This is a genomic window from Runella sp., assembly GCF_965279615.1.
Lineage (GTDB): Bacteria > Bacteroidota > Bacteroidia > Cytophagales > Spirosomataceae > Runella.
On record NZ_OZ257252.1, the window covers coordinates 6,464,040 to 6,489,892 of the forward strand.

Here is a 25,853-nt window from a genome sequence, read left to right on the forward strand (position 1 = left end):
GCGCTGTTGATGAACTTTACTTTACAAAATTGTAGATCATTTCTGAAACATCGGCAAAGGCTCCGATACTTGATTTCCCTTTGACCAATCCTTTGGAAAGAAGAATGATCACGTATTTGCGACCGTCCGGCAAAAATACAATTCCTGAGTCGTGCTGGACGCCCGTAATAGACCCTGTTTTATGCGCTACTTTTACTTCTTTGGGAAGTTTGGCCGGAATAACATCGTTGAATTTCTGATCAAATAAAATACGAAGCATTCCTTCTGAAGCCGTTTGGTCAATAGCTTCTTTTTTGGCTATTTTCTCAAAGATCAACAATAGGTCGTAGGCAGTTACGGAATTATTTAAGCCCAATTGAAATGCTTTGTCATCTTCAACGCCCCGCCGTACCTGAATGTCGTTTGCGCCAAATTCGCGCATGGTTGCATTGGCCTTTTTGGCATCCACAAGATCGATCAGAATGTTAGTAGCCAGATTGCTGCTGACAATGATCATTTGGTAGGTCAGGTCATAGATGGTCATTTTCTGCCCGATCTGTTTGTACATACCATCGGCGCTGTCGTCGTTGATATCAAGACTGAAAGGGCTGCCATCCACAATACTTTTAAATTCATTTTTAACCAAAATTGAATCGGTAAGCTTGAACTTATTGGCTTTAGCCTGTTTAAATACTTCGATCATCACGGGCGTTTTCATGGTGCTGGCCGCATGAAAATTCTCTTTCTCGTTGATAAACAGGGTTTGATTGGTTTGCAGGTCTTTGAATGCTACAGCAAAAACACCTTCAACGGTAGACAATTTAGCCATGATAGCCTCTTTTAGACTTTCAGGCGAAGGTTTTTGAGAAAAGGCGGGCAACGCCAATCCGATCATAAGAAAGGTAAAGAGGTGTTTCATAGTATGTTGATGATGGTTGAATTACTTTATCAAAAATTGCACACGTCGATTGCGACGGCGATTATCGTCAGTATCATTAGGGGCAATGGGCTTCGTGCCGCCTTCGCCACGGTAGATGAGCCTTGACTCCTCCACACCTTCATTTTCTAAAAAATTGGCAATGACTTTTGCCCGTTGTTCAGAAAGGATCTTGTTCAAACGCGGATCGCCTACATTATCGGTATGGCCTACAATTTCAATTTGAATAGCGGGAGTTTTGGCCATAATAGCCGCCAAACGAGTCAATTGTCCAAAGGCTTCCGTCCGAAGAATGTAGCTGCTTTGGTCAAAATAGATATTGTCTTCGATGCTTACGGATTGGCCTGCCTTGATATTGTCAAATATCTTTTCATTGACAAATCGCTTTGCAGGGCTTGCGACAGTTCCTGCCGCCGGCACCAGCGAGATATTGGTCAAAAACTCGCCTCGTTTTGCCCATTCGGCGGCAGACATTTGTAGGGTTGCTTTTTCGTATCCTTTGGCCTCAGCCTCAATAAGGTATGCCTGGTCTGTCTTTAACCTTGCCTGTAGATTTTTACCCACCGGTCTGGCCGCAATGACGCGTTGAGTAGCTTGATTGGTAATTTTCAGGCGTACATTAGGAATGGGATTTTGGCTTTGAGCATCAAGAATTGTAAAGTTAAACGCCTGAATAGGAGCATCGCCGGCTGCTTGCATAGAAGCGGGCATAAGCTTGGCTTCGTAATGAAATACCTGTCCTACGCTGATCTCTTCGGCGTCTATTTCACCTTTTAACGGAGCATATCCCGGCGCGGTTGTTTCGATCTGATAAATATCAGGTTCAACAATCTTGTGTCGGAGAGGGCCGGCACCTTTCAGTTGTTTGATTTGTCCCGTTAATGAGGCTTTTACTTTGAAAAGGGCAGGGACTGCTCTGCCGTTAGCGGCATTTACGGCGGAAAGGGTGATGTAAATATCGCCGATCTTCGCCAATTTGATGGTCAAATTATTTATTTCATTAAGAGGTATGACGGCTTTTTCCAACTCTTTCCGAAAGGGCATATATCCTTTTGATTCAACTTCTATGGTATATTTTCCAACGGGATTGAGCGTAATGGGAATTTGTCCGTTGAAGGAGTGTTGCTGATTGAAAACATCCTGTTTATTGTCTTCATTCACTATTCGTAAATTGGCAGGAATGGCTCTTCCGGTTTGTTCCTCCAGCACTTTGATTCGTAAAACAATATTTCCCTTAGACAATCGAATGGTTTGAAGAGGTAATCCTTCCTGTGAGAAAGTGGAAAGGGCCAATTTAGATTCATAACTTCGGTAGCCGTTGGCCGTTACACTAAGGGTATAAGGCTGTTGCTGAACGGGTACGCGTGGCGCAAATACATCATTGGCAGCCTGTGTAGTGCCTGAATAACTTTCTTTAAGTTCGTTTGTGAGTACAAATGCCGCAGGTATAGGCGTTCCGGTCAAAGCATCCACTGCCTGAAACTTAACCTCCTGTTTGGGAATTCGGGCAATGGCAATTTGGGTAACTTCGCCAAGCTTGGGCGCAAATGTTTCCTGATAAGACGGATAACCCGGTGATGTTACAACCGCCGTGTATTTTTCATCTGCTTTTAAAACAGCCAGCCAACCTCCTGAAACCGCCGCACTTTTTTTAACAGGGATACTGTTTCCCGTTTTGCTCTCTTTCAGAGATATAACTGCGTTGGCAATTGCTGTGCGTGAATTTTTATCAATGACTACAATACTCTGATCTTGCGGTTGTTGAGGTTGAGTGGCAATAACTGCATTTTTAGGCGGATTGAGAGGCTCCAATTCTATGGCCAACGTAGTTTTGGCGTTAGCAGAGGCTGTATTTTTTGTGAATGTGTGGGTTTGGCGATACGTTTTATACTCCTGAAAAGCTACTACGACCTGATAATTAACGCCGGTAGTTACAGTAACAACGTACTGATCGTAGTTCATTTGGCCGGACAATTCAGTAGGGCTATTGGCGGCCAGCACTGAGATGATCGGAATAAGGATACGTTTGGTATATTTATCCCGAACTTCTATCCCTAAAGGAAACTCGTTTTGGGCAAAACCTGAACTATAAACAAGGCAACTGAGCAGAAAAATAGAAATGGAACGATTCATCGGTTAGGGAAAAGTGTTGAAGAACAAATTTAATCACTTTCCCCTAAAAATAAAGAATCAGTATACTAACGGTGCAGTTGGAACGGCATACCGTTAAAAATACTGATTCTTAAAAAGTTGTTTTTAGCCTAGTTCTCGGGCTTATCGCCTTCTTTTGCGTCTTTCTTCTTGACTTTTTTGATGACCAACGTGCCATCTTTAAGACGCTTGGACACTTCGATGAACGGCCCGGAAATGATTTCTTCGCCTTCTTTCAGCCCGGACAAAATTTCGATATTTTCAAAGTCACTGATACCTGTTTTGACTTCACGACTGACGGCTTTGCCTTTATCGTTTACAAACACAAGCTCTTTAATTTTTTCTTCTTTCTTGGCTTTTTGCTCATTATCGTTGGTTTGCTGTGGAGGACCGCCCGGTCCCTGGCCCTCTTTGTTTTCTTCGCCGGTGTCTTTTCCACGAGTGGTTACAGCAGCAATCGGTACGGAAAGAACGCCTACTTTGCGGTCAGTGATGATCTCTACGGCGGCCGTCATACCGGGTTTGAAAGGGTATGATTTCTTGGCCCTTTTTGCCATCAGATCACGATAAGAAGAGTTCAGGATTTTGATCTTTACTTCAAATTCAGTTACGGCATCGGTTGACGTGGCGGCCGCGCCTGTTGTGTTCATTCCATTGGCTGTGTTAGCAATTTCGGTGACTGTACCCATGAATTTGCGATCTGCGTAAGAATCGACTTCAATGTCTACGGTATCGCCAAGGTGTACACGTACAATGTCATTTTCGTTGACATCCACCCGTACTTCCATGTTGTTAAGGTTGGCAATACGCATCATTTCGGTACCTGCCATTTGCGATGTTCCTACTACACGGTCGCCAAGTTCGACGTTCAATTTTGAAATTGTTCCGCTTTGCGGAGCATAGATCGTCGTTTTACGAAGGTTCTCGGCAGCATCACGCAGGCCTGCCTCAGAGCTTTGTACGTTGAATTTGGAGGCGGAAATGGCAGCTTTTGCGGCTTCTACGTTCTGCAATGCTACGCCGTAATCGGCCTCACTTCGTTCCAGGTCAGCGTCTGAAACTACCTTATCAGCCTGTAATTTTTTATTACGCTCATAATCAGCTTTTGCCCGGATCAACTGTGCGCTGGATTGAGCCAGGGAGGCCTTCGAGCGTTCTACTTCCGCTTTACTGGAATTGACAGCGGCCTGCGCCCGGGCCATCAACGCATCATAGTTGTCGGGACGGATCTTGGCGAGCAATTGCCCTTTTACTACCGAGTCCCCTTCTTCTACGTAGAGGCCGATGATCTCGCCCGGTACGTCGGGGCTTATTTTTACTTCAATCTCGGGTTGAACGCGCCCTGAAGCACTTACGCGCTCAATAATGTCTATCTTTTTTACTTTCGCAAACTCTACTTCGGTAGGTTTTATCTTGCCGATCCAACCTGCCTGTTTAGCAATTACCAACCCCGCTCCCAATGCCAACACAATGCCTCCCAGTATCCACCATAAACGAGAAGAAGATTTTTTAGCCATGATTAATTCAATTGTAAATGTGATTTAGTGTATGAGTTAGGAAAAACCGGGCATTTTACTGCATTCCCGCCTTTTACCTTGTGTTATTGTTGACGCGTATTTTGCTCTTTTATTCCAACGTAATGGATCGACTTTGGTAGAAATCCAGAATTTTGGTTCGGAAAAGGAATTCGTATTTCGCTTGAATCAAACTGGCACGCGAGCGGTCCAGGTTATTTTTGGCGATGTTGTACTCCGTAGCATTGATGGCACCGGCGTTAAAACGTAATTCGGCCGCTTTAAACGAAAGCTCAAGAGAGGCGATCTGTCGGGAAGTAGCATCGTAACGTTTGGCAGCATTTACCATGCTGTAATACGCCTGCTCAACCGTTTGACGAATTTGGTTTTGAATGATCTGATACTGGTATTCAAGGTTTTTTTGCTGAATAATGGCATTCGCAATACGGTATCTTACCTGATAGCCATTAAAAATAGGCATTCTTAACGACAAAGAAATGGAGGCATTTCGGTTAAAATTCAATTGATCAAAATAACCGAAATCCTGAATGGAGCCACTCGGTACGGTTACTTTTTCGATGACAGGTACCGAAAAGCCGGCATACGATACATAGCGGGTAGTAGAAGGGACATCCATTATGGTGGAAGCGCCGCCGTCACCCACAAAGCGTTGTTTGGGAGCTGCACTCGAAAACGAAGAACTGAGTCCGCCGCCCAACGTGATGGAAGGCAATTTGGCACCCCGTGCAATTTCAATGCCTGTTTTGGCGCTTTCAATGCGTAAATTGGCCGCATCCAAGTCGGGTAAATACTTGATGGCTGCGTTATAGACCTGCTCCAGTGTTGCGCTGTAAGGAGTAGTGGCAGAGGGAGCGGGAAGATTAATGGCTTCTATTTCAAATACTTCACTTGCCGGCAAATTGAGGTATTGTTTGAGCGTCAACTTTGCTAATTCAATGTTGTTCTGCGCATTTACGATGGAAAGCTCGTCATTTGCCAACTGTGATTGGATATCATACAGGTTGGTTTGAGGCAATGAACCTGCCTTGACCAATCGGTCGGTACGATCCAATTGCAAACGGGTCGTTTCGGCCTGCCGACGGGCAAATTCAAGTTGTTCCTGATTGTTTAATAATGTAATGTAGGCAGAAGCAACGTTCAAAACCAGTGCGTTACGATTGGCTTCTACGTCTTTTTGGGTAGCCTGAACGTTCAATTGATTTTGTTTAATGATGTTTTTTTGTTGATAACCATTAAACAAATTGACGCCTGTATTGAGCGAAAAATTCGAAAAATTGACCTTTTGTTCCACGAATTGGTTGGTAAAAGGATCAATGTTACGTCCTGATTGCAACCCCTGACTTCCGCTGAAATTGAGGGTCGGATAACGTTGCCATTTGGATTGTTCAAAAACATTCTGATTTGTTTGTACCTGCAACATCAATTGCCGCAGTTGCAGATTGTTTTCCAAGGCAATCGTAATGCTTTGTTGGAGATTGTATTTTTGTTGGGCTTGGACGTATGCGCTAACACCCAGCGCAAAGGCGAGTAACCATTTTCTCATCGCTGTTTGGGATTTTCGATTCAAGGTTACAAAACATAATTTGCTCCCTCTACGAAATTTGGATAAGCGGTGAAATAAGTATATCAACGCTTATATTTCAACGATTTAGAAATTCCGCTTACTTAACTGCTTTTTTAAATTCAATTTCTCCCGCATTTCCCAATGTGAGTATTACTCGATTGATTTCGCCTGTGGTACCGATTTTAAAATCAAATTTTGTTTGGTCAAAAACACCGGTTCCTTCAAAGATGTCGTAATGATAATGCGCCAATGTAAAAGGCAACCCATGAAAAGCACCTACATAGGTGCCGTCACTTTTAGGTTCCAACACAAAAGACCCATACGCAGGATGCTCAAAGGTGCCGGCATACGAATCTGTGGAATGGGAAGGAGTGGTATCAGTTTTGCGTTTTGAGGCATTGTCCTGTTTGGCTTTTTCCTGTTTAGCTTTGGCCTCACCCTGAGCGATTTTGAGACGAGGAACCCAGTCAATGACCGGCAAGTTGAGCCATTTATCAGAAAAATAATTACAAACCGAATTGACGAAATAATAATCTGCCGCGCCCGTATTGGTCAGAATGACAATTCCTATATTTTCGTTCGGAAAAAAGGCCATTTGTGAACGATAGCCTTCAATTGAGCCATTATGTGCTAAACGTTGGTACCCACGATACGTATTAATGCTCCAACCCATGCCGTAAGCGGCGTAGCCCAACTCACTGAACGGTGCCTCAGCAGGATATACGACAATTTGCGGAGTATGGTTTTCCTTTAAATTGGCGGCAGAAACGATTTGTTTCTCCCCGAATTTTCCTTTGTTGAGTTGCATAATAAGCCAATTGGCCATCTCTACGGCGTTGGATTTGATGGAACCTGCCGGGCCAATGGCGTCGACATTGCTGCCGAATCCCTGCTCTACCCATTGACCGTTATGGTCGCGATACGAAAGCGCATAATCCTCTTTTTGAAACAGTTCAGGATAGGTCAACACCGTTTGGTTCATGTTGAGCGGTTGAAGGATTTTTTCACGTAAAAAATCCTCCCAGCTTTTCCCCGAGATTCGTTCGATCAGTACGCCCGCCGTCATAAACATCAAATTATTGTATTGATATTGTGCATACAATGGCTTGGAAAGCGGCAGGTATTTCAGGCGTTGGTATAAACTTTGACGGCCCAGATTGGCATACAGCCACGTAAGATCATGACGAGCGAGGCCCGTGCGGTGAGATACCAGATCCCGTGCAGCAATGGTTCTTGTAGCAAATTCATCCTGCAATTGAAAATCGGGCAGGTATTCTTTGATGGGCTTGTTCCAATCCAACTTGCCTTCGTCGGCCAAAATAGCCAATGCCGCCGAAGTGAACGACTTAGTGCAGGAGGCAATGCCGAACAACGTTTTTTCGGTAACGGGCAAATTTTTCTTTACATCTCTAAATCCATATCCTTTGGCGTATAGAAGTTTACCATCTTTTACAATCGCGACCGATGCGCCGGGCACATGCCAATCAATAAGCATTTGGTTCACAAATGAATCAAAACCGGAAAGGGGGTCAACGGGCGGGGGAGTAACGGTTTTCTTTTGGGCAAAAGTGACAAAACTGATTGAAAAAAGAAGAATGAGATGGTAAAGGGCGCGCATAAGGTGTCGATGTTTTTACAAATATTCATAAAACTTAAAGCAAAATACATCGCAAATGCTACGTATTGTTTGATTTAGTAGATGAATAAATTGAAAACAAGTAGGGGCAGGCCTTGCGTCTGCCCTAAAATTCTTGCGTCTGCCCTAAAATTAACCTTCCTGAAACCTAAAATGTCGGCAAAATGAGGGATTTTGAGCGCTTTGTGCGTACCAATCGATAGAATCGGATAGTAAGAAATAATGCCGAAAAAGTAAGCCCTGCTGAAAGAGCGATCCAAACTCCTTCTACATCCATTTTGAACGTAAAACCCAGTATATAACTCAACGGAAGAGAAATTACCCAATAGGCAATCAAGGTAATAAAGGTTGGAACATTGACATCGGTCAGGCCGCGCAGCGTTCCCAGTGCGGTGACCTGTATACCGTCGGAGAGTTGAAAAAAGCCGGCATAGATCATAAGCGTAGCCGCAATGTGCGTTACTTCCGGGTTGTCTTTCAGGTAGAGAGATACCAGAAAATCATTGGCGGTCAGAAACGTAATGCACCACACGCCCATGAATGCCGCTACCAGCAAAAATGCCGCAGTTCCTGCACTGCGTACTTTTTTAGGTTGCTGCTCCCCAAAAGCCCGCCCCACGCGAATAGCACCCGCCGAAGCGATACCGGTGGCCATCATGTAAGTAGTAGATGCTAAATTGATGGCAATTTGATGAGCTGCCAATTGGCTTTCACCGAGCCAACCGATCATCACTACGGCCAACGAAAAAGCGGCAATTTCAAAGAAAAACTGAAAGCCTACCGGAATACCCAAACGTAGGATTTTTTTGACCAGATCTCCATATACCAGCCCTTGCGAAGCACGGAGATATATTTTAAAAAAAGCGTTTTTTAAAACATACAGCAGTATGGCCGTAGCCATGAAGATACGGGCCAGTAGGGTAGCCGTGGCCGAGCCGTTAAGACCCATTTTTGGGAAGAACCATACACCGTTGATAAGCACCCAATTGAAAAAGGCATTGACAAGTAATGCTGTAACCGTTACAAACATAGCCACTCGCGTAAACGACAAACCATCAGCAAGTTGGCGAGCCGCCACAAACAGCAGCATAGGAATGGTCGAAATGCTGAGAATATAGAGAAAAGGTTGCGCCAAGCGAGTCACTTCTTCCGTTTGACCAAAAAAATGTAATCCCGTGGCCATGCCTATCCCCGCGAGTCCCAGAAAAATGCTTAAAAGAATGGATACCTGAATCCCCGCCCGAAACAACCGCCCGATTTCGGCGTCGTTTTGTTGGCCTTTCGCCTGCGAAATAAGGGTAGCCACTACGCCTAATCCTCCCATGCCAATGCTTGACACCAAAAAAGAGAGTGAGTTGGCTAAACCTGCGGCGCCTAAAGGCACCGCTCCCAAAAAGCGACCAACCATAAGATTGTCGGTGACACCCATGAGAATGACGCCGAGTTGAGCAATGATGATAGGAATACTTAACCTAACTGTTTCGAGAATTTCGCGCCGCATTACTGATCTTGGAATAATTCGTTTTGTAAAAGACTACGGTTTTTCAACCCAAGATTTCAGAAAATAGTTTGATTTCTACACTCCGTGTTTGATGGCAAACTGAATTAATTCCGCAACATTGTTGATTCCGAGCTTGAAATGAATGTTTTTACGATGCGTTTTGATGGTAAAAAAACTTACACCAAGCCGCTCAGCCATTTGCTCATTGTTAAGTCCTTCTTTGACCAATTGAATGATTTCGAGTTCACGGAAAGTTAGGTTAAGTTTTCGTGCAAAATCATCGCCGAAAGGATCATCAGGGGTTTGTTCCCAGTCGGCCACTTTTCGATCAAAATACGTTTTTCCTCCCAGTACAGCCCGTAATCCGGTCAATAATTCAGGTGTGGTGGCGTCTTTCAGCATGTACCCGTGCAATCCGGCCTTCCGTGCTTCTTCCAACAATTTGGACTGATTATACATGGTAAGAATAATCACTTTTAGGTTTGGAAAATTACTGACGGCTTTTTTACCCAATTCAATACCGTTTATACCTTGCAGATTGATATCCAAGACAACTAGGTCAGGGTTTTGCTCCTGGATGGAAAAAAAAACATCTTTTGGATGGAAGACCTGTCCGCAAACTTTCCAATCAGGCTGCTCATCAAGTAACAGCTTGAGGCCGTTATTGAAGATCAGGTGATCATCAATGAGTAAAATCTTTGTAGGGCGTAGAATCATTACTGCTTGGGTACAGAATTTCTAAAATCACCAGAGTACCTCCTGTATTTGTCTCTATACGTAGCGTGGCACCGATGTACTCAGCACGTAAATTACTGCTTTTTAACCCTATTCCCGGCGCCGTTTTGGTTTTTGTTATCAAGCGGTTAGCTACTCCATTGTCTTCAACAGTGATAGACAGTAAGTTAGCATAATAAATCAATTGAACGGACGCGCGGGTTGCTTGTGCGTGTTTAAGTATATTTTGCACCAATTCAGATACGATTCGGTATATGTTGAGTTCTACATCAACAGGAAATTTTTGTTCCTTGCCTGAAATCAAAAATTCGAAATGAGTAGGTTGTTTAGGAATTGCCCGAATAAACTGTTGGAGGGTAATGGCCAAGCCAAAATGAGCAAATTCAGGAGGCATCAAATTGTGCGATATTCGTCGCAGATCGTTGCCGCTTTTTTGAATAAGGGGTTCGAGGTCGTTAAAATCCTTAGCAGCTTTTGGGTCCTGCAGGTTTTGGCGAATATCGTTAATTCGGCGGTGGATGGTTGCCAGCGTACCGCCTAGGTCATCGTGCAAATCAGCCGCAATGCGTTGGCGTTCTGATTCCTGCGTTTGAATGATTCTGTTGTTGGCCTCCTTTCGCTCCTCGGCCAATCGAAGTTCTGACTCTGCTTTTTTCTTATTAAGCCAATTAGAATAAAACGCCAATCCGACTATAATAAGCACAGATAAAAAGAGTACACACAAATAGAATAAATAATCATTTTGGGCCTTATTTTCCTGATTAAGTGCTTTATTTTGTAGATTTTTAATTTCATTTTCTTTTCGTTCCTGCTCAAGCCGGTTCTCGATCTCTGCAAATTTTCGACTTGTTTCTTCAAGTTTAAGCGAATCCCGAGCAACAAGGTAAAGTTGCTGAAAACGAAACGCATTGGGATAATCTTTCAGTCCTTTGTAGATATCCGTCATGGCCTCGTAATGTGAGGCGAGGTTAAAGATCGGCCACTCGTGCATGCTTTTTTCATACTGCAATTGGTATTTAAGGGCCTTAGCATAGTCCTTACGATTGTGCAGGTAATAGGTGCTGATTTCATAAAGTACATGATGGTGCAGATAAGTAGCATAAGAGCCTTCATCTGACTTATTGACACTGAAGAATTCGTTTAAATACTGCCAGGCTTTTTCTTCCCGATTAGTATGTAAATAACAAATGCCCAGGTAAGCCAAATTGGTGCGAGAGCCTATCAAATGACGGTGTTTGAGCATCAACGGGCGCTCGGCTTCGTAGTAGGGCAATGCTTTGTCATGCTCTTTTCGAATCACGCGAAAATCGCCCATGAAGTTATAGTACTGATGGATATTTTCTACGTCATTGCTTTTAAGGGCAATTTTTAAGGCGGTAGCCATGTAGTTCATGGCTTTGTTCCACTCGTTGGGAGTAACGTTTTTTCGGTAGGCGTAGCAAATAGCTAAATTGATAAAAGCTAAACTTTGCTCGTGGGGAAGGTAGAGTTTCTCGCAGATTTTCAGGGCTTCTTTGTACAAGCCGATGGCGGTAGCTTTATCTCCCAAGTAGGCAATGGCGTCGGCACGTCGAATAGCACTGATCACAATCCCTTTTTGCCATTGATGTCGCTTGGCAATCCGATACATTGAATCGGGGTAAAAAGACATTTTTCCGGTTTGTTCGGTAAAGGAACGGTTGATCTCGAAAAAATGGTAATTATAACGGTCGATGGTATAAAATAAAGCAGTGTCGCGTAGAAAACCTGCCGGTTGCCGATTTAGCGATTGCATTGCCTGCTTGAGGGAGTCAAGCAAGTGCAGCCGACGGGTATTAGATAGGAAAATAGTCTGTGCCTGAGCATTATACAGCCAAAGGAAGAGTAGCCCCGCCGGAAGTATATGTCCTCTCCACTTCATAAAGCAACTTGCCCGGTTTAAGATTCATGCAAAGAACGGGTTTTTAATTTACGTTGAAAATACCCCCATCGAGGTATTGAAGCCGCACTCGTAAAAGGTAAACTTTGTAGAAAGTAAACCGGGCAGGTATCCGGTGGTAACAATTTTGAAACTACTTTACTCTACTATGACAAGCATAATTGCCCAAATTCCGGTTGACCAAATTATATATTTGGAAGGGAACCGAAACTATACTAATATTTGCCTAAAAAATGGCCGTAAGCTGTTGTCGTCGAAGAATCTCAAGAGGTTTGAAGAACTGTTTGATAATGGGCATTTTCTGAGGGTGAATCGCTCGTATTTAGTAAATTTCGCCCATATTCAATCTTTTGAAAGAGAAATTATGCTAAGCAATGGAAAAATCATTGTACCGGCCCGCAGAAAATGGGTAGCAATGAGAATATTACTTGAAAAAACGCTGATGAAATAGAGCTACAGCGTTCAAATTCACGGATTTATAGGAAAGTTCATGGGATGATTTCATTGCCGAAAGGCACTTCCAGAATCACCAATGTACCTCCCGAACTTGTTTCCCGATGCAATTTGGCACCGATGTATTCGGCGCGAAGGTTGCCGGTTTGTAAGCCGATACCTTCCGCTGTAGTGTTGTGCAAGTGCCGATTGCCGATGCCATTATCTTCAACGGTTATGGAAAGCAGATCGTCGTAGTAGATCAACTGGATCGCTGCTTTTGTGGCTTGAGCGTGTTTGATAATATTTTGAATAAGCTCAGATACAATGCGATAGGTGTTAAGTTCAAGATCAGTAGCCAGTTTTCGCTCTTTTCCGGAAATAAAAAAATCAAATTGGGTTGGTTGCCTTGGCAGCGCCCTGACGAGTTGTTGCAGGGCATTCCCAAGGCCAAGTCGGGCAAACTCGGGGGGCATGAGATTATGTGAAATGTGCCGGAGATCGTCGTTACTTTTTTGAATGAGATGTTCAATATCTGCCAGCTCCCGGGCAACTTCCGAACCTTTAAGATCAGATAGGATGTCGCTGACTCGACGACGTATGGTGGAGAGCGTTCCTCCCAGATCGTCGTGTAGATCAGCTGCAATGCGCCGCCGCTCAAACTCTTGGGTTTTGATGACCTCTACCTGTAACCCTATCAATTTATCCTGAATTAGTTGTTTTTCCCTTCTTTCATTGAAATAATGATACGCGAGGCCAATGGAAAGAATAAAAATTTCAATCAATACAGCTACCTTAAAACTCGTGATGATCCATTCTCCATAACTAATTACTCCAATGGAAGCCAGCCAGTAACATAATGATGAAATAAATAACGGAGAGACTGCACCCAAATAGAATCTTGCTCCTATTGATCGGCGCATTACCCCATAAAACAGTAAGATAAGTATGGTGCTGACATAGATGATCGAAATGAGAGAAAAGAGGGTATAAACAACGGGTAGATTATAGACAGAATCAAAGAAAATCAGCGCCAAAAAGAGGCTTATACACAAGGTTGTAAAATAATTTGAGCCACGTAATAACCATTTGGGCAAATAATTTGCCCCAACATATACAATGGTAAAGCGAAGATTAAATACAGTATAGGCCATATTAAAAAATGAATTTCCTGCCGGTCCGGATATGTAGGCAGGAAGAAACCATCCCATCTGGTTTACTGTGCCGCCCGTAGTGGCCAGAATTAATATAAGAAACAGTACGCTTAAACTATAGTATAAATGAATGCGCTCACGCAGGAAAACAAACAGTAGAAGTGAAAATAAACTGACCAAAAAAAGCCATCCGTAAAAAAAGCCTCTGAACAGATTTTCATCGTTATAATACGTATAAAACGCCTCCTCATCCCAAATGGAAAACGGAAGTTTCAAAACGGTGCCGTCGCGTTTGAGAAGCTTTATCCATAGTGTGCAGGAGGTATTTGCGGGAATGGTTAAACTGAAAACAGGGTAACGGATATAGGGATATGGGCGCTCCGGGGTAGGAATTTTCCAGCTTTGGGGTGAATCGATTTGCTGTATTCCTCTTGTTTCCACTGTGTAAACAAGAAGTGTATCAGCAAAAATCTGTTCGTATTTGAGAATGAGATTTTTTGGTCTGTCAGATTGATTTTTGACGGTAAAAAAACACCAATGAGGCGATAAGCTGTTTGGATACGTTTTTAGGAATGGTTTGAACAGATCCTTTTTGCCCAAAACAGTATGTATAGTCTCCCGGTGGGTTGTATCTGTATAGATCCAAAGTTCGTCCGTTACATCAAGCCTCGTAAAATTTGTTGTAATGCTGACAGGCTTTTGGGCCTGTGTCATAGTGGAGAAGTATAGAACTGCAAATAGGTATACTGTAATTCCGATAAGTTTCTTGGTTTTCTTTATATTGTCTGCTCCGGGCATATAGCGATTTAACTGTCTGCAAAGAAAGAAATTTTAATTTATGCAAAAAACACCCCCATCGGGGTATTGAATTCCGAGGACTAAATTTGCAAACTTTGTAATCGGGACATTACTGCTCCGGAAAAGGTAAATATCCCGTGGCAATGCTATTAATGTTTTTAGATTTTTGCACTTTATTTTATATAATTTCCGTCAGATACTACGACATCGTCAACGCTGATAATGCTATGGCCTACGACCGACTTTTTAACGATGTAAGGGTATCCCTATTTGGATCGTCTATAGTTTTAGCTTGGAATTATTCACCGGTTATTCGGTTGGTAAAGTAAATGGCTGTTGGGTTTACAGGTTTTCAGTATAGATGGAAGTAATCCCGGCTTTCTTCGCACCGGCAACGCCTTGGAGACCGTTTGGCAGGTACATTGGGTTGCAATTAGTTTTGCTAAACAATAAACATTGGCAGTGATGGTATGTTTCACACTTGCTAATGACTATAACGACAAAACGGGGGGCCTTAGCCCCCCGTTTTGTCGTTATGTCTACCCAAATCCTAGTGAAAAAAATCTTTCATCTTTTCAAAGAACCCTTTTTCGTTCTTGCCCGGTTTTGGCTGGAAATTGGGAGAGGATTTTAGCTTTTCGAGAATGGTACGCTCTTCGCTGCTTAGTTGCTTAGGCGTCCAGATATTGACGTGGATCAATTGGTCACCGCGCCCGTAGCCGTTGAGCTCTTTGATCCCTTTTCCTTTTAGTCTCAGTATTTTTCCGCCCTGTACACCTGCTTCAATCGGAACACGAGCTTTCCCATCAAGGGTAGGAACTTCAGCGATAGTACCGAGTGCAGCGTCTACAAAGTTGAGATGAAGGTCATATACGAGATTGTTACCATCTCGTTTTAGGTGTTCGTCTTCTTCTTCCTCCACAACGATAAGCAAATCTCCGGCAACTCCGCCTCGGGGTGGTACGTTTCCTTTCCCGCTCATCGAAAGCTGCATACCATCAGCTACACCGCCCGGGATTTTGATGCTGATCACGTCTTCTTCCAACACACGGCCTTCGCCGGCGCAGACCTCACAACGTTCCGTTACGATCTTGCCTTCACCGTTACAAGTAGGACAAGTGCTGGTCGATACCATCTGCCCAAGCATTGTGCTTACTACTTTTCGTACCTGACCGTTACCGTTACAGGTTGTACAGGTTTTAAGAGATGCTCCATTTTTGGAACCGTTGCCCCCACAGGTATTACAGCTTACATAGCGTTTTACCTTGATTTTCTTTTCGGCACCATCGGCCACTTCGCGTAAATCCAGCTTTAACTTAATGCGAAGATCAGTGCCGCGACGAACCCGCCGCCCGCCACCACCGCCGGCGTTTCCAAAAATATCACCAAAAGGAGATGATTCACCAAATATGTCGCCAAACTGCGAGAATATATCATTGATATCGAAGCCCTGAGCGCCGCCGGGACCGCCATTGCTCCCCATGCCTGCGTGGCCGAATTGGTCGTAACGTTTGCGTTTTTCGGCATCACTCAATACGCCATATGCCTCGGCAGCTTCCTTGAATTTCTCTTCGGCTGAAGGGTCATCAGGGTTTTTGTCGGGGTGATATTTAATCGCCAACTTACGGTAGGCTTTCTTTATTTCGTCTTCAGCCGCCGTTTTGCCAACGCCAAGGATTTCGTAATAATCTCTTTTTTGTGCCATTTCTTTATTCTTCAATCGTTATCCGCTATCCGTTTATCTGACTGTTAATTTCGAATAAGAGTAAACAGATACCGGATAACACTATTAACTTCCAACGACTACTTTAGCGTAGCGAATTACTTTATCGTTCAATAAATACCCTTTTTCTACTTCATCGATCACCTTGCCCTTTAAGTCTTCGGTTGGAGCGGGAAACTGAGTGATGGATTCGTGCAGATCAGCGTCGAATTTTTCGCCTTTGGCGATCATCGGCTTAAGGCCGCGGCTTTCCAGCGTTTTTGAAAACTTTGTATAGATCAAGCCAACCCCTTCTTTTAACGGCACAATATCGGTCGTTGCCTCAAAGGAAGACATGGCACGTTCGAAGTCGTCTACGACGGGCAATACCGCCTTCATGAGGTCCTCGCTGGCGGTTGAGATCAGCTCTAATTTTTCTTTGGCGGTGCGACGACGGAAGTTTTCAAAATCAGCATATAGGCGCAGGTATTTGTCTTTCAATTCTGTGATCTCGGCCTCTAATTTTTGCATATCCGTTGTTTCGGTTTCCTGAGCGATCTCAACGGGAGTTTCAGTGCCCTCTACGGGTGCTGTCGTTTCGTCCGTAGTTATGTCATTTCCGTTGTTCATTGTCATAATAAATAGATGTACGCTACTGTTCTGTCTTTTTTACAAATGTCGGCAATTTCTTTGCCACTACCTTAAAAACTGACAGATTGGCAGGATAATTACTTCCATTGCCGGTTAGCAGCCGAAACGTCCGGACTTTAAGAATCGCTTTACCTTTCTTATGTCATTATTACGCCGATAAGTGGTTTTCAGACCGAACAAAATGATGATTTATATTCATTGTTGCCCCGTTATTTTAAACTGTACTATTTACTGTTCCTGCAATGTTTCTTCAGCTATTAATGCTAATATTTTATGGCTTTTAATGAAGCCTTTAAAATTTAATTTAATTTTTTTTCTTTATTAATTACGACCAATTAACTTAAAAACATCCTTGTAAATCGGCTTTAATTTTTAAATGTACCAATATTTCTATAATAATTATACTTCACGTTTTCTTTCGAGGGATAGTTTCTGTAATAAGACAGTTCTCTTCAATATGTGATATTTTGAATGTCTAATAATGATTGGTGACCTTATCCAAAAAAAGCCGTCTGATAGAAAATTTTATAAGGTATGAATAGAGATTTAAACACTACAGAAAAGCACCCATCATTGTCCAAAAGGACGTACAGATTCCCAAAACTCCATACGATTGGTCAAGTGAAAAAGCTAACGGCTAAAATGGGCAGCCAAATGGATGTAATCGCTGCCTATGCTCCTTAGTGAAATGTTGATTTTATTTTCATTCTAATTTTATATCCTGTGAAGACATTCTATCTCTTTTTATTATTGTTATTGGTTTGGTTTAAAAGTTACTGTGCCGGAGAAATTGCATTTACAGCATTTCAATCAGACACGCCCGATTCTTTTTCTTGGGTAGCATTGGTACCTATTCCTGCGGGCGCCACTATTCTTTTTACAGATAATGGTTGGAATGGCACCTCCTTTCGTACAAATGAAGGCGTTCTTACTTGGACTGCTCCCGCCGGAGGTGTTGCTTCAGGAACTGTGGTAACAATGTCAGGAGGCACAACGGTTACTGCCGGGACTGTTACTTCGACCGGCACGTATGCGCTTTCTACTTCAGGGGATCAATTGTTTGCCTTTAAAGGGAGTTTGGCCTCTCCTACGTTTATTTCAGCAATTAATTTTGGAAGCACTGATTGGACTGATACCGGTGCAAGTACCAATTCTACGGCTTTACCTGCCGGTTTAGCAAATGGCTCAAACGCAGTTGCGGTAGGAAATCAAGACAATGGTCGGTTTAATTGCAGTGCCGGAGTTGTATCAGGAAATATGTCGAGTATTGGGGTAAGCATTAATACCTCTTCTAATTGGACCACAAGCGCTTCTGTCCTTACTCCTGCTGTCAGTACCTGTAGTTATACGAGTTCTACCCTCCCCGTACATCTGATTTCATTCAAGTCAGAAACGCAGGCAACAACCATAGAGCTTACTTGGCAAACGAGCGAAGAGATTAACAACAGTCATTTTGAAATCGAAAAAAGCAGCAATGCACAAACGTTTGAGGTAATTGGCCGAGTAATTGGAAAAGGAACCGGCAATGTAAAGCAAGTGTATTCTTACACAGACATTTTTCCAACATCAGGACTTAATTATTATCGTTTAAAACAGGTTGATTTTGATGGTAAATTTGAATATAGCCGCATAGTTTCTGCTAAATTTAACGGTGAAGGTATTTTTAAAGCCTATCCAAACCCGGTCATTTCTACTCTAACGATAGAACTCCCTGTCGATCATGAGCCGGAGTCGGCCTGTTTACTGGATTTGACCGGCCATAAAATAAAAGAGTTTTCATCCAAAAACCTGAAATTGGACGATATTGAAAACGGAGTGTATATGCTCCAGGTAAAAACAAAAAAAGGAGCGACTTTTCAACAACGCATTTTAAAAATTAACTGACTCTGTTTTGCAAACAAGTGATTAGTAAGTGCCACGGTCGTAGAAAGAACGGCGACGGGAAAGTTTCAGATCACGCAGCAACGCTGATTTGGCGTGGATTTCAAATGAGTAATTGTTTGCTCGAATGCCTGAGCCGGCAAATGGCGTCCAGTTAAATGTCATTTCCCAGCAGTGCAGGTCACGCGTGATACCAATGTTTGTGATGGAAGGTGCTTTCGCAACTACGTCAACCCCTGTATCAAACACAAACTTCCATTTAGGCGTTAGGCTAAAGTCACCGTTGACGCGAAGCGTTTGGATATTTGTTCCCTTGGATAACCCCTGACGCGAATATCCGTAGTTATAACTGAGGTTGACCGTCCACGGGATATTAAAATCCACGTAAGCATCCGGGTTGGCATTGATGAGGCGTTGTTGCTCTTCAGTATTAGGCGTGGCGGCTTTTTTGGGCTTATCAGAACCTTTGGGTGCAAAGCGAGTGGTAAGGGCAAAGTTAAGGTTATTGAGTCGGGCCAATCCTTGTTTTTCCGAAAACGACCAACGATTGATCTTTCGCCCTACGGTTCCGTACAAAGCGTCGGCAACGTAGGCGTAAGGATCAAAATTGGCGGAAAAGTTGAAGTTTAAATTCTTGAGAACCTGGGCATTTGCATTAAGGCTGATATCAGACATTTTCAGGGAGTCGGCCAATAGATTGTAGGAGCCGTTTAAACTGAGGTTGTCAAGTATTGATTTCTTTTCAAACTGTTTGCCCGTCGAATCAGATTTCGGGCGTACTTTGGCCTCAAACAGGTTATTCAAACTCCACGAAATACCGGCGGCAGAAGTACCGGAAGTAGTGAGGTTTCCACCAATGGTTCGATAGCGATTCAGGTAACGAACATCACCCCGTTCATTCACAACCGTTTTTTCATAAAGGTTTGATTGGTCAGGGACGTAGCTGAAACTGGCGGCAGGGATCAACGTATGCCGAATAGCTTCCAAGCGTTTGCCGCGTATCATAAAAGTACCGTACACGCGGGTATTCATGCTGGCGCTAAAGGAAACGTTGTTCGCAAAAAAGAGCCCTTGCAGTGTATCTACGCGTACTTTATTTGACTCAATGAACTGGTATTTGAATTTCTTGGTAAAAGTTTCGCCCGACAGCGAAATCCCCGGAGTGATGTTGATGTAACGGAATAATTTAATGTTTGGCAATGAGATCGGCACGGAAAAACGCCCCGTAAATTGAGCATTTTTAATGAACTCCGGCAAACTTTGGGCGTTTAAGGCATAGGTAGTCGCCGTGCCTGATTCGGGGGTAATGGCCACCGGTGGGTTGAACAACGTAAAACCCAGCCGTACCGTTGAGGTATCAGCATACACAATGGAGTTATTGGCACTAACCCCACCGCTGAAATCCATTCCCAAGCGAAAGCTTTCGTACCAGGCGCCGGTACCGCCTTTCAGGGCAAAAGGAGCGATTTGGTTAATACCAAAGTTGAAGTCAACGCCGGCGTCCAACGAGCCGGGGTCGGTATTGGTTACCCTTCCTAATGTGTCTATTTTCTGTTTTGAGCGATCGGGAAAGCGTTGATTGACCCGTACGCTGGTTCCCATCCGGGCAAATTGTCCGAATTGTTTACTGTATTGTACCGACGAACTTGCCACATTTTGAATATAGCGAGTAGTACTGAATTCGTTGTACTGGTTATAACTGTTGCTTCCGATATTGACCGATGCTCCGAAACTTGACGTGCCGCGCGGAACGGGTGCGTGGCTCCAGGTAAGGCTAAAATCATTACGAGGTCGGTTCAGGATCTTGATCTCATTTCCCTGCAAATTGCGGTTAAAGCGTGCACTGAAACTACCGCTGTAGCGATATTTCTGAGCATAAGTAGAAGCAACTCCCAAGCCCCAACTTCCTTTGGAATAGATTTGTCCGGTAAAATTCATGTTGATCTTCTCACTGATGGCCCAATAATAGCCGCCATCGCGCAGGTAATATCCGCGTCCGTTGGGCTCTTCTCCGTACTGCGGCATGATGATCCCCGAAGTACCGATCTCTTTTTTCTTGGGAACGGGAAAGAAACCAAATGGTAAACCAAGCGGCAAAGGCACATCAGCAACGACCAAATGGAAAGGCCCGGAAATAACCTGTTTTTCAGGAATAACCTTGATCTTTTTGGCAGCAATATAAAAGTGAGGATGTTCCAGATTACACGTGGTGTAAATGGAACCTCGCACGTACATATTATTTTCTTCGTCTTTCTTGACCGTTGTTCCCCGAATATTCCCGTCGCCTTGCTGAGTTACAATTCCTTTGATAAAACCTTTTTTACTTTTGAAATTATAGCGAAGTTCTTTGGTATCGTATTTTTCTCCATTGTCCTGAAAAACAGGCTGCCCAATCCACTTTTTTGAGGTTGAATCGTAGTTGCCCCGGGCAAAAACTTCATTGGTTTTCCAATTGAGCCGAATGTAATCAGCATCAAGGATAATGGCACCGTAAGTTACGTTTGCTTTACCGTACAGGTGAACTTCCTGCCCGCCGGGGTCCATGATGGTAGAGTCTTGGGCGCTGTATTGAACGGTGGCTTTGAGGTCGCTGTCGCCTTGGAGAGAATCTGCCAAAGTACTGTCTGCAGTTAAACCAACAGAGGCAATTACTTTAGGAACTACGGGAGTAGCTCTTTTGATGGAATCCAGAAAAACGGGTGTGGATAGTCGTTTAGGAACTAAAATCTGTGAAAAAGCCTCAGAACTAACCCCCAAAAGGATCAGCCATAAGAGGCCTACAGCCACACGTACACTAATTTTACGATTAGAAGAGAACAATTTTACACATGCTTTATTTGCAAAAGTACGTCATTCGCGGTTTGAAAAGGCCGAAACACTGTTAAAAGTTATTAAACAGGTGAAAAATTCTTCCATCGGTTTAAAATCCGTATCAGTAAAAACAGGTTAAAAGCGCCTTAAAAAAAGACACCTTTAAATCGGTCACTTCAATGAGACACGCTCTTTTATTGCTAACGGAAACGCCCCAAATTCCGTCTGAATTTTCTAAAATTACTTTATCTTGCGCCACTAAATTTGCCTTTTAGCAACTTTGCGTGAATAATTGTTGTCGTCAACTCTCAAATACTCTTACATTCAAACCCTCGTTCAAAACCCAAAAATACTATGTCAAAAACCAAAGTAGCCGTTGTAGGGCTCGGCTTTATTGGCCCCGCACACATCGAAGCGCTTCGTCGCCTGCCGGATGTAGAAGTAGTAGGTATTGCTGATTTTTCGGCCGAAATCGCTCAGGCCCGCGCTCAGTCGTTGGGAATTCCGAAAGCGTATGATTCATTTGATGATCTGTTGAAAGATGATTCCATTGAGTGCGTTCACATTTGTACGCCCAACTTCCTGCACTACGAGCAATCTAAAAAAGCGTTGTTGGCGGGAAAAAATGTAGTGTGCGAAAAACCGCTGGCTACCAATACCGAAGAAGCCGAAGAACTGGTCGAATTGGCCGATAAACTGGGATTGGTCAATGCCGTTCACTTCAATTTGCGCTACTATCCGCTCATTCGTCAGATGAAAACCATGCGTGAAAAAGGCGAACTGGGCGATGTGTATTCAGTACAGGGCAGCTATCTTCAGGATTGGCTTTTCCTGCCTACCGATTACAACTGGCGTCTTGAGCCTTCGCAGTCAGGTGATTCACGGGCGGTGGCCGATATTGGTTCGCACTTGTTTGACCTGATCGAGTACATTACGGGCTTACACATCACTGAAGTAATGGCCGACTTTAACACCGTCCATAAAACCCGGATGAAGCCTAAAAAAGCGATTGCTACCTATTCGGGTAAATTGCTTCAGGCAGAAGATTACGAAGAAGTACCCATCACGACCGAAGATTATGCTTCTATTTTGTATCGTTTCGAAAACGGCAACAAAGGCGTAGCAACCGTCAGTCAGGTAGCGGCAGGACGTAAAAACCGCGCAACGTTGGAGATCAGCGGTTCTAACCAAACGTTCAACTGGTGCTCAGAAGCGCCCAACGAAATGTGGATCGGCCGTCGCGATGGTTACAACCAATCGTTGATCCGTGACCCGGCCTTAGTACACGAAGAAGTACGTTCTTTGCTCACTTTCCCCGGCGGCCACAACGAAGGGTTTCCCGATACTTCGAAGCAATTGTTCAAAGAAGTATACGCCGCTATTCGCAACGGACGCCCCGAAAAACCAACGTACCCAACCTTTGCCGATGGACTTCGTGAGTTGAAATTGTGCGATAAGATCGTTCAAAGCAGCCGCGAACAACGTTGGGTTCAAGTATAGGATAGGTGGAATTGTTGAACCGTTCCAATCGTATAATCGTTTGTTTGTGATAACATTTCCGTAACTTTGCGGAGTGTTTTAGCGACGTAAGCATCGTACCGTTACAGCTTTTAAACTCTTTTCTGTAAGAATTTAAGTGATGTAACGGTACGTTTTTTATTATTTTCAGCACTACAAATAACCTATAAGCTCATGGAGCGGATTAAGATTGCGGTTTTGGATATGTACGACGGCCATGCCAATGAGGGGATGCGTTGTATTAAAGCATTGGTAGAGAATTTTTTGGCACAGGAAGGAATTGCAGGCAGTTATGACGTTTTTGATGTTCGTCAAAAATGCGAGGTGCCTGATCTAAGCTACGATATTTATATTTCATCGGGCGGTCCCGGCAATCCTGTTCCCGTGGGAGAAGTTTGGGAAAAGCCTTTCTTTCTATTGTTGGATCAAATTTGGCAACACAATCGCCAACCATTCCATCCACGTAAAAAACACTTGATGTTGATCTGTCATTCGTATCAAATGGCATGTTTGCATTGGGGTGTCGGATTGGTATGTAAACGTCGTTCTACTTCTTTTGGAATTTTCCCAATGCACAAAACGCAATTTGGATTGAAAGAAGATCTTTTTGAGCAATTACCTGACCCATTCTATGCCGTTGATTCGCGTGATTACCAGGTTATTGACCCCAACTATCAGGAACTTGAACGAATAGGTGCCAAAGTGCTTTGCATCGAAAAAGAACGTCCTCATGTGGCGCATTTGGAGCGGGCGGTGATGGCGGTACGGTTTTCGCGGGAAATCTTTGGAACACAGTTTCACCCCGAAGCCGACGGAGAAGGAATGTTGCGGCATTTTCAGAAAGAAGAAAAACGGACGCTTATCGTCAAAAATTACGGTGAAGAAAAATACAACGACATGGTCGATTCATTGCAAGACCCTGAAAAGATCATGCGTACTGAATCCGTCATTATTCCTTCATTTCTTCAACGAGCGTCTGAGCAGTTGGTAGGAGTGCAGTTAGTGTAGGATTTGCATTTGGTTTTATCATTTTCTTAGCTATTTTTGATATAAATATTTGAGCATTGACCATGATGAGCGAACTCATTTTTGTAGTCGAAGAAGATCCGGAAGGGGGATATACGGCACGTGCTTTAGGAGAAAATATCTTCACCCAAGGTGAAACGATGGAGGAATTGAAAGAAATGATAAGAGATGCGGTAGCGTGTCATTTTGATTCTCCTGATTTAGCGCCTAAGGTAATTCGAATGCATTTTGTAAAAGAAGAAGTTTTTGCGCTTTAAATGAAAGTACCGAGAGATATTACAGGCGCAGAACTTGTTAAACTGCTTAGAAAATTAGATTATCAGGTTGTTCGGCAGACAGGAAGTCATATCCGCATCAGAACTGAGCAAAAAGGCCAACATCAGGAGACAATTCCTAATCATATTCCAATAAAAATTGGAACATTAAATGCCATTTTGAATAACATTTCTGCTCACTTTGGAATAACAAAAGAACAACTTATTGCTATCTTGTTTGGGTAAAAGCCTTTAACTACAACCTATGATTCCTTCCCTGCGACAAGCTTACAACGCTGCATTCAGCGAAGAAAAATACAATGAATTTATCAATGGCATTCATGCCGATTGGCCGGGGCAACTGGAATTTCGGGTGGCCGAAACACCCGTTTTTGTGCCTGCTGCGCTCAAAAATAAGTTGATCGAAGCATGTGAATCATTTGTAGATGTGATCGTTGGCCCGCATTATAAGGCCAAAACACAGCACGCTATTCCGGTCGGACAATTTGTGCCGCATGAAAACGAACACGCGTCTTTCTTAGCCATTGACTTTGCCATTTGCAAAGATGAAAATGGAGAACTAACGCCTCAATTGATCGAATTGCAGGGCTTTCCGTCGATCTTTGGCTTTCAAAGTTACGTGACCGAAAAATTCCGTGACTACTTTCCTATACCGGAAGACTACAGCAATTACTTCAGCGGCGTGGCCAATCAGGCAGAATACATCGCTAAATTGAAAGAAGTGATCATTGGCGATGAAAACCCGGAAAATGTTATTCTTCTGGAAATTTATCCTGAACAGCAAAAAACCCGCATTGATTTTGCAGTGACCGAAGCGTTACTGGGCATTAAGGCGGTTTGCTATACCAAGGTCAAGAAAGTAGGTCGTCAACTTTTTTATGAAAAAGACGGCCTTGAGGTTGAAATTAAGCGGATTTATAACAGGTTGATCTTTGATGATCTAACCAATTTCCCCGATCTCCAAACAGAGTTTGAACTCACCGATGACGTAGATGTGAAGTGGGTAGGGCATCCCAACTGGTTTTTTCGAATCAGCAAGTATACACTTCCGTATTTGAAAAGCCCTTATGTACCTGATACCCATTTTCTGAGTGAGTATATTGATAATTTTCCAGAAGATCTGGAAAATTACGTCCTCAAACCACTCTTTTCGTTTGCCGGAAGCGGCGTAAAAATTCATGTAACTGCTAAGGACATCGCTGAGGTGACCGATCCTGAAAATTGGATTTTACAACGAAAAGTAAATTACGAACCCATCATCCAAGCCCCTGATGGCCTGGTCAAATGCGAGATCAGAATGCTGTATGTTTGGAAGGATAATGCGCCCAGACCGCAGTTATTGACCAGTTTAAGCCGGTTGAGCAGAGGTGAAATGATCGGGGTACGTTTTAACAAAGATTTTACGTGGGTGGGTGGAACTACCTGTTTTTATCAACCTTAATGGGGGATGTCGCAACTATAATATCCCCTTTTTCAGGGGATTGAATAAAAGCGAATAATCGGAGAATTTTGATATTTTAAGTAGCAATCAGTACCTTTGAGACGTATTCAGAGTTATCTGCACAAAGAGTTAATGTAGCGTTTAGTACATCAGAAAGTAATATCCCTAAAAAAGGGTGATTTGTGGTATCGTTCCTATATGCAAATTT

The 25,853-nt window shown here is 43.4% G+C and carries 19 protein-coding genes; 7 read left to right on the top strand and 12 right to left on the bottom strand.

The genetic code is table 11. The features are described from left to right. Nucleotides 1-16 precede the first annotated feature (16 nt). From ACQY73_RS27040 to ACQY73_RS27075, 8 genes are all read right to left on the bottom strand, one after another. Nucleotides 17-898: a serine hydrolase gene (locus ACQY73_RS27040; RefSeq protein WP_428657197.1), complete on the bottom strand. Its 882-nt coding sequence runs from the start codon at nucleotides 896-898 to the stop codon at nucleotides 17-19. A 21-nt stretch (nucleotides 899-919) separates the two neighbouring features. Then, complete coding sequence (locus ACQY73_RS27045) at nucleotides 920-3,049, bottom strand: OmpA family protein (protein ID WP_428657199.1); 2,130 nt, start codon at nucleotides 3,047-3,049, stop codon at nucleotides 920-922. A gap of 128 nt (nucleotides 3,050-3,177) precedes the next feature. Next, a complete protein-coding gene (locus ACQY73_RS27050) occupies nucleotides 3,178-4,584 on the bottom strand; it encodes an efflux RND transporter periplasmic adaptor subunit (protein WP_428657201.1) in 1,407 nt (468 codons plus the stop codon). Between the two features lie 109 nt (nucleotides 4,585-4,693). Further along, nucleotides 4,694-6,145, bottom strand: coding sequence for a TolC family protein (locus tag ACQY73_RS27055; RefSeq protein ID WP_428657203.1), 1,452 nt, complete (start codon nucleotides 6,143-6,145; stop codon nucleotides 4,694-4,696). Between the two features lie 118 nt (nucleotides 6,146-6,263). Continuing rightward, nucleotides 6,264-7,784, bottom strand: a complete 1,521-nt coding sequence (locus ACQY73_RS27060) for a serine hydrolase (protein WP_428657205.1) — start codon at nucleotides 7,782-7,784, stop codon at nucleotides 6,264-6,266. A gap of 166 nt (nucleotides 7,785-7,950) precedes the next feature. Continuing rightward, nucleotides 7,951-9,303, bottom strand: coding sequence for an MATE family efflux transporter (locus ACQY73_RS27065; protein WP_428657207.1), 1,353 nt, complete (start codon nucleotides 9,301-9,303; stop codon nucleotides 7,951-7,953). Between the two features lie 75 nt (nucleotides 9,304-9,378). Continuing rightward, nucleotides 9,379-10,020, bottom strand: coding sequence for a response regulator (locus ACQY73_RS27070; protein WP_428657209.1), 642 nt, complete (start codon nucleotides 10,018-10,020; stop codon nucleotides 9,379-9,381). Beyond that, nucleotides 9,986-11,938: a histidine kinase gene (locus ACQY73_RS27075; RefSeq protein ID WP_428657211.1), complete on the bottom strand. Its 1,953-nt coding sequence runs from the start codon at nucleotides 11,936-11,938 to the stop codon at nucleotides 9,986-9,988. Before ACQY73_RS27075 ends, ACQY73_RS27070 begins: the two co-directional genes overlap by 35 nt. Nucleotides 11,939-12,104: 166 nt before the next feature. Between ACQY73_RS27075 and ACQY73_RS27080 the strand changes: the two genes are divergently transcribed. Beyond that, complete coding sequence (locus ACQY73_RS27080; RefSeq protein ID WP_428657213.1) at nucleotides 12,105-12,407, top strand: LytR/AlgR family response regulator transcription factor; 303 nt, start codon at nucleotides 12,105-12,107, stop codon at nucleotides 12,405-12,407. Between the two features lie 37 nt (nucleotides 12,408-12,444). Here ACQY73_RS27080 and ACQY73_RS27085 read toward each other — a convergent pair whose 3' ends face one another. The 3 genes from ACQY73_RS27085 to ACQY73_RS27095 all read right to left on the bottom strand — a co-directional run bounded on the left by ACQY73_RS27085 (nucleotide 12,445) and on the right by ACQY73_RS27095 (nucleotide 16,678). Beyond that, the gene (locus ACQY73_RS27085) at nucleotides 12,445-14,256 is read right to left on the bottom strand and encodes a sensor histidine kinase (protein ID WP_428657215.1); all 1,812 of its coding nucleotides are present in this window, start codon (nucleotides 14,254-14,256) and stop codon (nucleotides 12,445-12,447) included. Nucleotides 14,257-14,890: 634 nt separating this feature from the next. Further along, the gene (dnaJ, locus tag ACQY73_RS27090; RefSeq protein WP_428657217.1) at nucleotides 14,891-16,045 is read right to left on the bottom strand and encodes a molecular chaperone DnaJ; all 1,155 of its coding nucleotides are present in this window, start codon (nucleotides 16,043-16,045) and stop codon (nucleotides 14,891-14,893) included. A gap of 84 nt (nucleotides 16,046-16,129) precedes the next feature. Beyond that, complete coding sequence (locus ACQY73_RS27095; RefSeq protein WP_428657219.1) at nucleotides 16,130-16,678, bottom strand: nucleotide exchange factor GrpE; 549 nt, start codon at nucleotides 16,676-16,678, stop codon at nucleotides 16,130-16,132. 738 nt (nucleotides 16,679-17,416) lie between these two features. Between ACQY73_RS27095 and ACQY73_RS27100 the strand changes: the two genes are divergently transcribed. Further along, nucleotides 17,417-18,577 carry a T9SS type A sorting domain-containing protein gene (locus tag ACQY73_RS27100; protein ID WP_428657221.1) on the top strand — a complete coding sequence of 387 codons (1,161 nt, stop codon included), beginning with the start codon at nucleotides 17,417-17,419 and terminating at the stop codon, nucleotides 18,575-18,577. A 21-nt stretch (nucleotides 18,578-18,598) separates the two neighbouring features. Here ACQY73_RS27100 and ACQY73_RS27105 read toward each other — a convergent pair whose 3' ends face one another. Further along, the gene (locus tag ACQY73_RS27105) at nucleotides 18,599-21,361 is read right to left on the bottom strand and encodes a putative LPS assembly protein LptD (RefSeq protein ID WP_428657223.1); all 2,763 of its coding nucleotides are present in this window, start codon (nucleotides 21,359-21,361) and stop codon (nucleotides 18,599-18,601) included. 378 nt (nucleotides 21,362-21,739) lie between these two features. Here ACQY73_RS27105 and ACQY73_RS27110 point away from each other — a divergent pair, with 378 nt between their 5' ends. The 5 genes from ACQY73_RS27110 (at nucleotide 21,740) to ACQY73_RS27130 (ending at nucleotide 25,645) form a co-directional block, all read left to right on the top strand. Further along, entirely contained in the window at nucleotides 21,740-22,885 is a 1,146-nt protein-coding gene (locus tag ACQY73_RS27110; protein WP_428657225.1) for a Gfo/Idh/MocA family protein, read from the top strand. 192 nt (nucleotides 22,886-23,077) lie between these two features. Then, the gene (locus ACQY73_RS27115) at nucleotides 23,078-23,911 is read left to right on the top strand and encodes a type 1 glutamine amidotransferase (protein ID WP_428657227.1); all 834 of its coding nucleotides are present in this window, start codon (nucleotides 23,078-23,080) and stop codon (nucleotides 23,909-23,911) included. 62 nt (nucleotides 23,912-23,973) lie between these two features. Next, complete coding sequence (locus ACQY73_RS27120; protein ID WP_428657229.1) at nucleotides 23,974-24,186, top strand: type II toxin-antitoxin system HicB family antitoxin; 213 nt, start codon at nucleotides 23,974-23,976, stop codon at nucleotides 24,184-24,186. Then, on the top strand, nucleotides 24,187-24,429 hold the full coding sequence (locus tag ACQY73_RS27125; RefSeq protein ID WP_428657231.1) for a type II toxin-antitoxin system HicA family toxin: 243 nt from the start codon (nucleotides 24,187-24,189) through the stop codon (nucleotides 24,427-24,429). 19 nt (nucleotides 24,430-24,448) lie between these two features. Beyond that, nucleotides 24,449-25,645: a hypothetical protein gene (locus ACQY73_RS27130; RefSeq protein WP_428657233.1), complete on the top strand. Its 1,197-nt coding sequence runs from the start codon at nucleotides 24,449-24,451 to the stop codon at nucleotides 25,643-25,645. The last annotated feature ends 208 nt before the right edge of the window (nucleotides 25,646-25,853 follow it).

Bases quoted from the DNA above. Each gene is read 5' to 3' on its own strand.
- ACQY73_RS27070 (WP_428657209.1), bottom strand. From the start codon at position 10,020: ATGATTCTACGCCCTACAAAGATTTTACTCATTGATGATCACCTGATC.
- ACQY73_RS27055 (WP_428657203.1), bottom strand. From the start codon at position 6,145: ATGAGAAAATGGTTACTCGCCTTTGCGCTGGGTGTTAGCGCATACGTC.
- ACQY73_RS27040 (WP_428657197.1), bottom strand. From the start codon at position 898: ATGAAACACCTCTTTACCTTTCTTATGATCGGATTGGCGTTGCCCGCC.
- ACQY73_RS27080 (WP_428657213.1), top strand. From the start codon at position 12,105: ATGACAAGCATAATTGCCCAAATTCCGGTTGACCAAATTATATATTTG.
- ACQY73_RS27045 (WP_428657199.1), bottom strand. From the start codon at position 3,049: ATGAATCGTTCCATTTCTATTTTTCTGCTCAGTTGCCTTGTTTATAGT.
- ACQY73_RS27115 (WP_428657227.1), top strand. From the start codon at position 23,078: ATGGAGCGGATTAAGATTGCGGTTTTGGATATGTACGACGGCCATGCC.
- ACQY73_RS27110 (WP_428657225.1), top strand. From the start codon at position 21,740: ATGTCAAAAACCAAAGTAGCCGTTGTAGGGCTCGGCTTTATTGGCCCC.
- ACQY73_RS27075 (WP_428657211.1), bottom strand. From the start codon at position 11,938: ATGAAGTGGAGAGGACATATACTTCCGGCGGGGCTACTCTTCCTTTGG.
- dnaJ (WP_428657217.1), bottom strand. From the start codon at position 16,045: ATGGCACAAAAAAGAGATTATTACGAAATCCTTGGCGTTGGCAAAACG.
- ACQY73_RS27050 (WP_428657201.1), bottom strand. From the start codon at position 4,584: ATGGCTAAAAAATCTTCTTCTCGTTTATGGTGGATACTGGGAGGCATT.
- ACQY73_RS27120 (WP_428657229.1), top strand. From the start codon at position 23,974: ATGATGAGCGAACTCATTTTTGTAGTCGAAGAAGATCCGGAAGGGGGA.
- ACQY73_RS27095 (WP_428657219.1), bottom strand. From the start codon at position 16,678: ATGACAATGAACAACGGAAATGACATAACTACGGACGAAACGACAGCA.
- ACQY73_RS27130 (WP_428657233.1), top strand. From the start codon at position 24,449: ATGATTCCTTCCCTGCGACAAGCTTACAACGCTGCATTCAGCGAAGAA.
- ACQY73_RS27085 (WP_428657215.1), bottom strand. From the start codon at position 14,256: ATGACACAGGCCCAAAAGCCTGTCAGCATTACAACAAATTTTACGAGG.
- ACQY73_RS27065 (WP_428657207.1), bottom strand. From the start codon at position 9,303: ATGCGGCGCGAAATTCTCGAAACAGTTAGGTTAAGTATTCCTATCATC.
- ACQY73_RS27125 (WP_428657231.1), top strand. From the start codon at position 24,187: ATGAAAGTACCGAGAGATATTACAGGCGCAGAACTTGTTAAACTGCTT.
- ACQY73_RS27060 (WP_428657205.1), bottom strand. From the start codon at position 7,784: ATGCGCGCCCTTTACCATCTCATTCTTCTTTTTTCAATCAGTTTTGTC.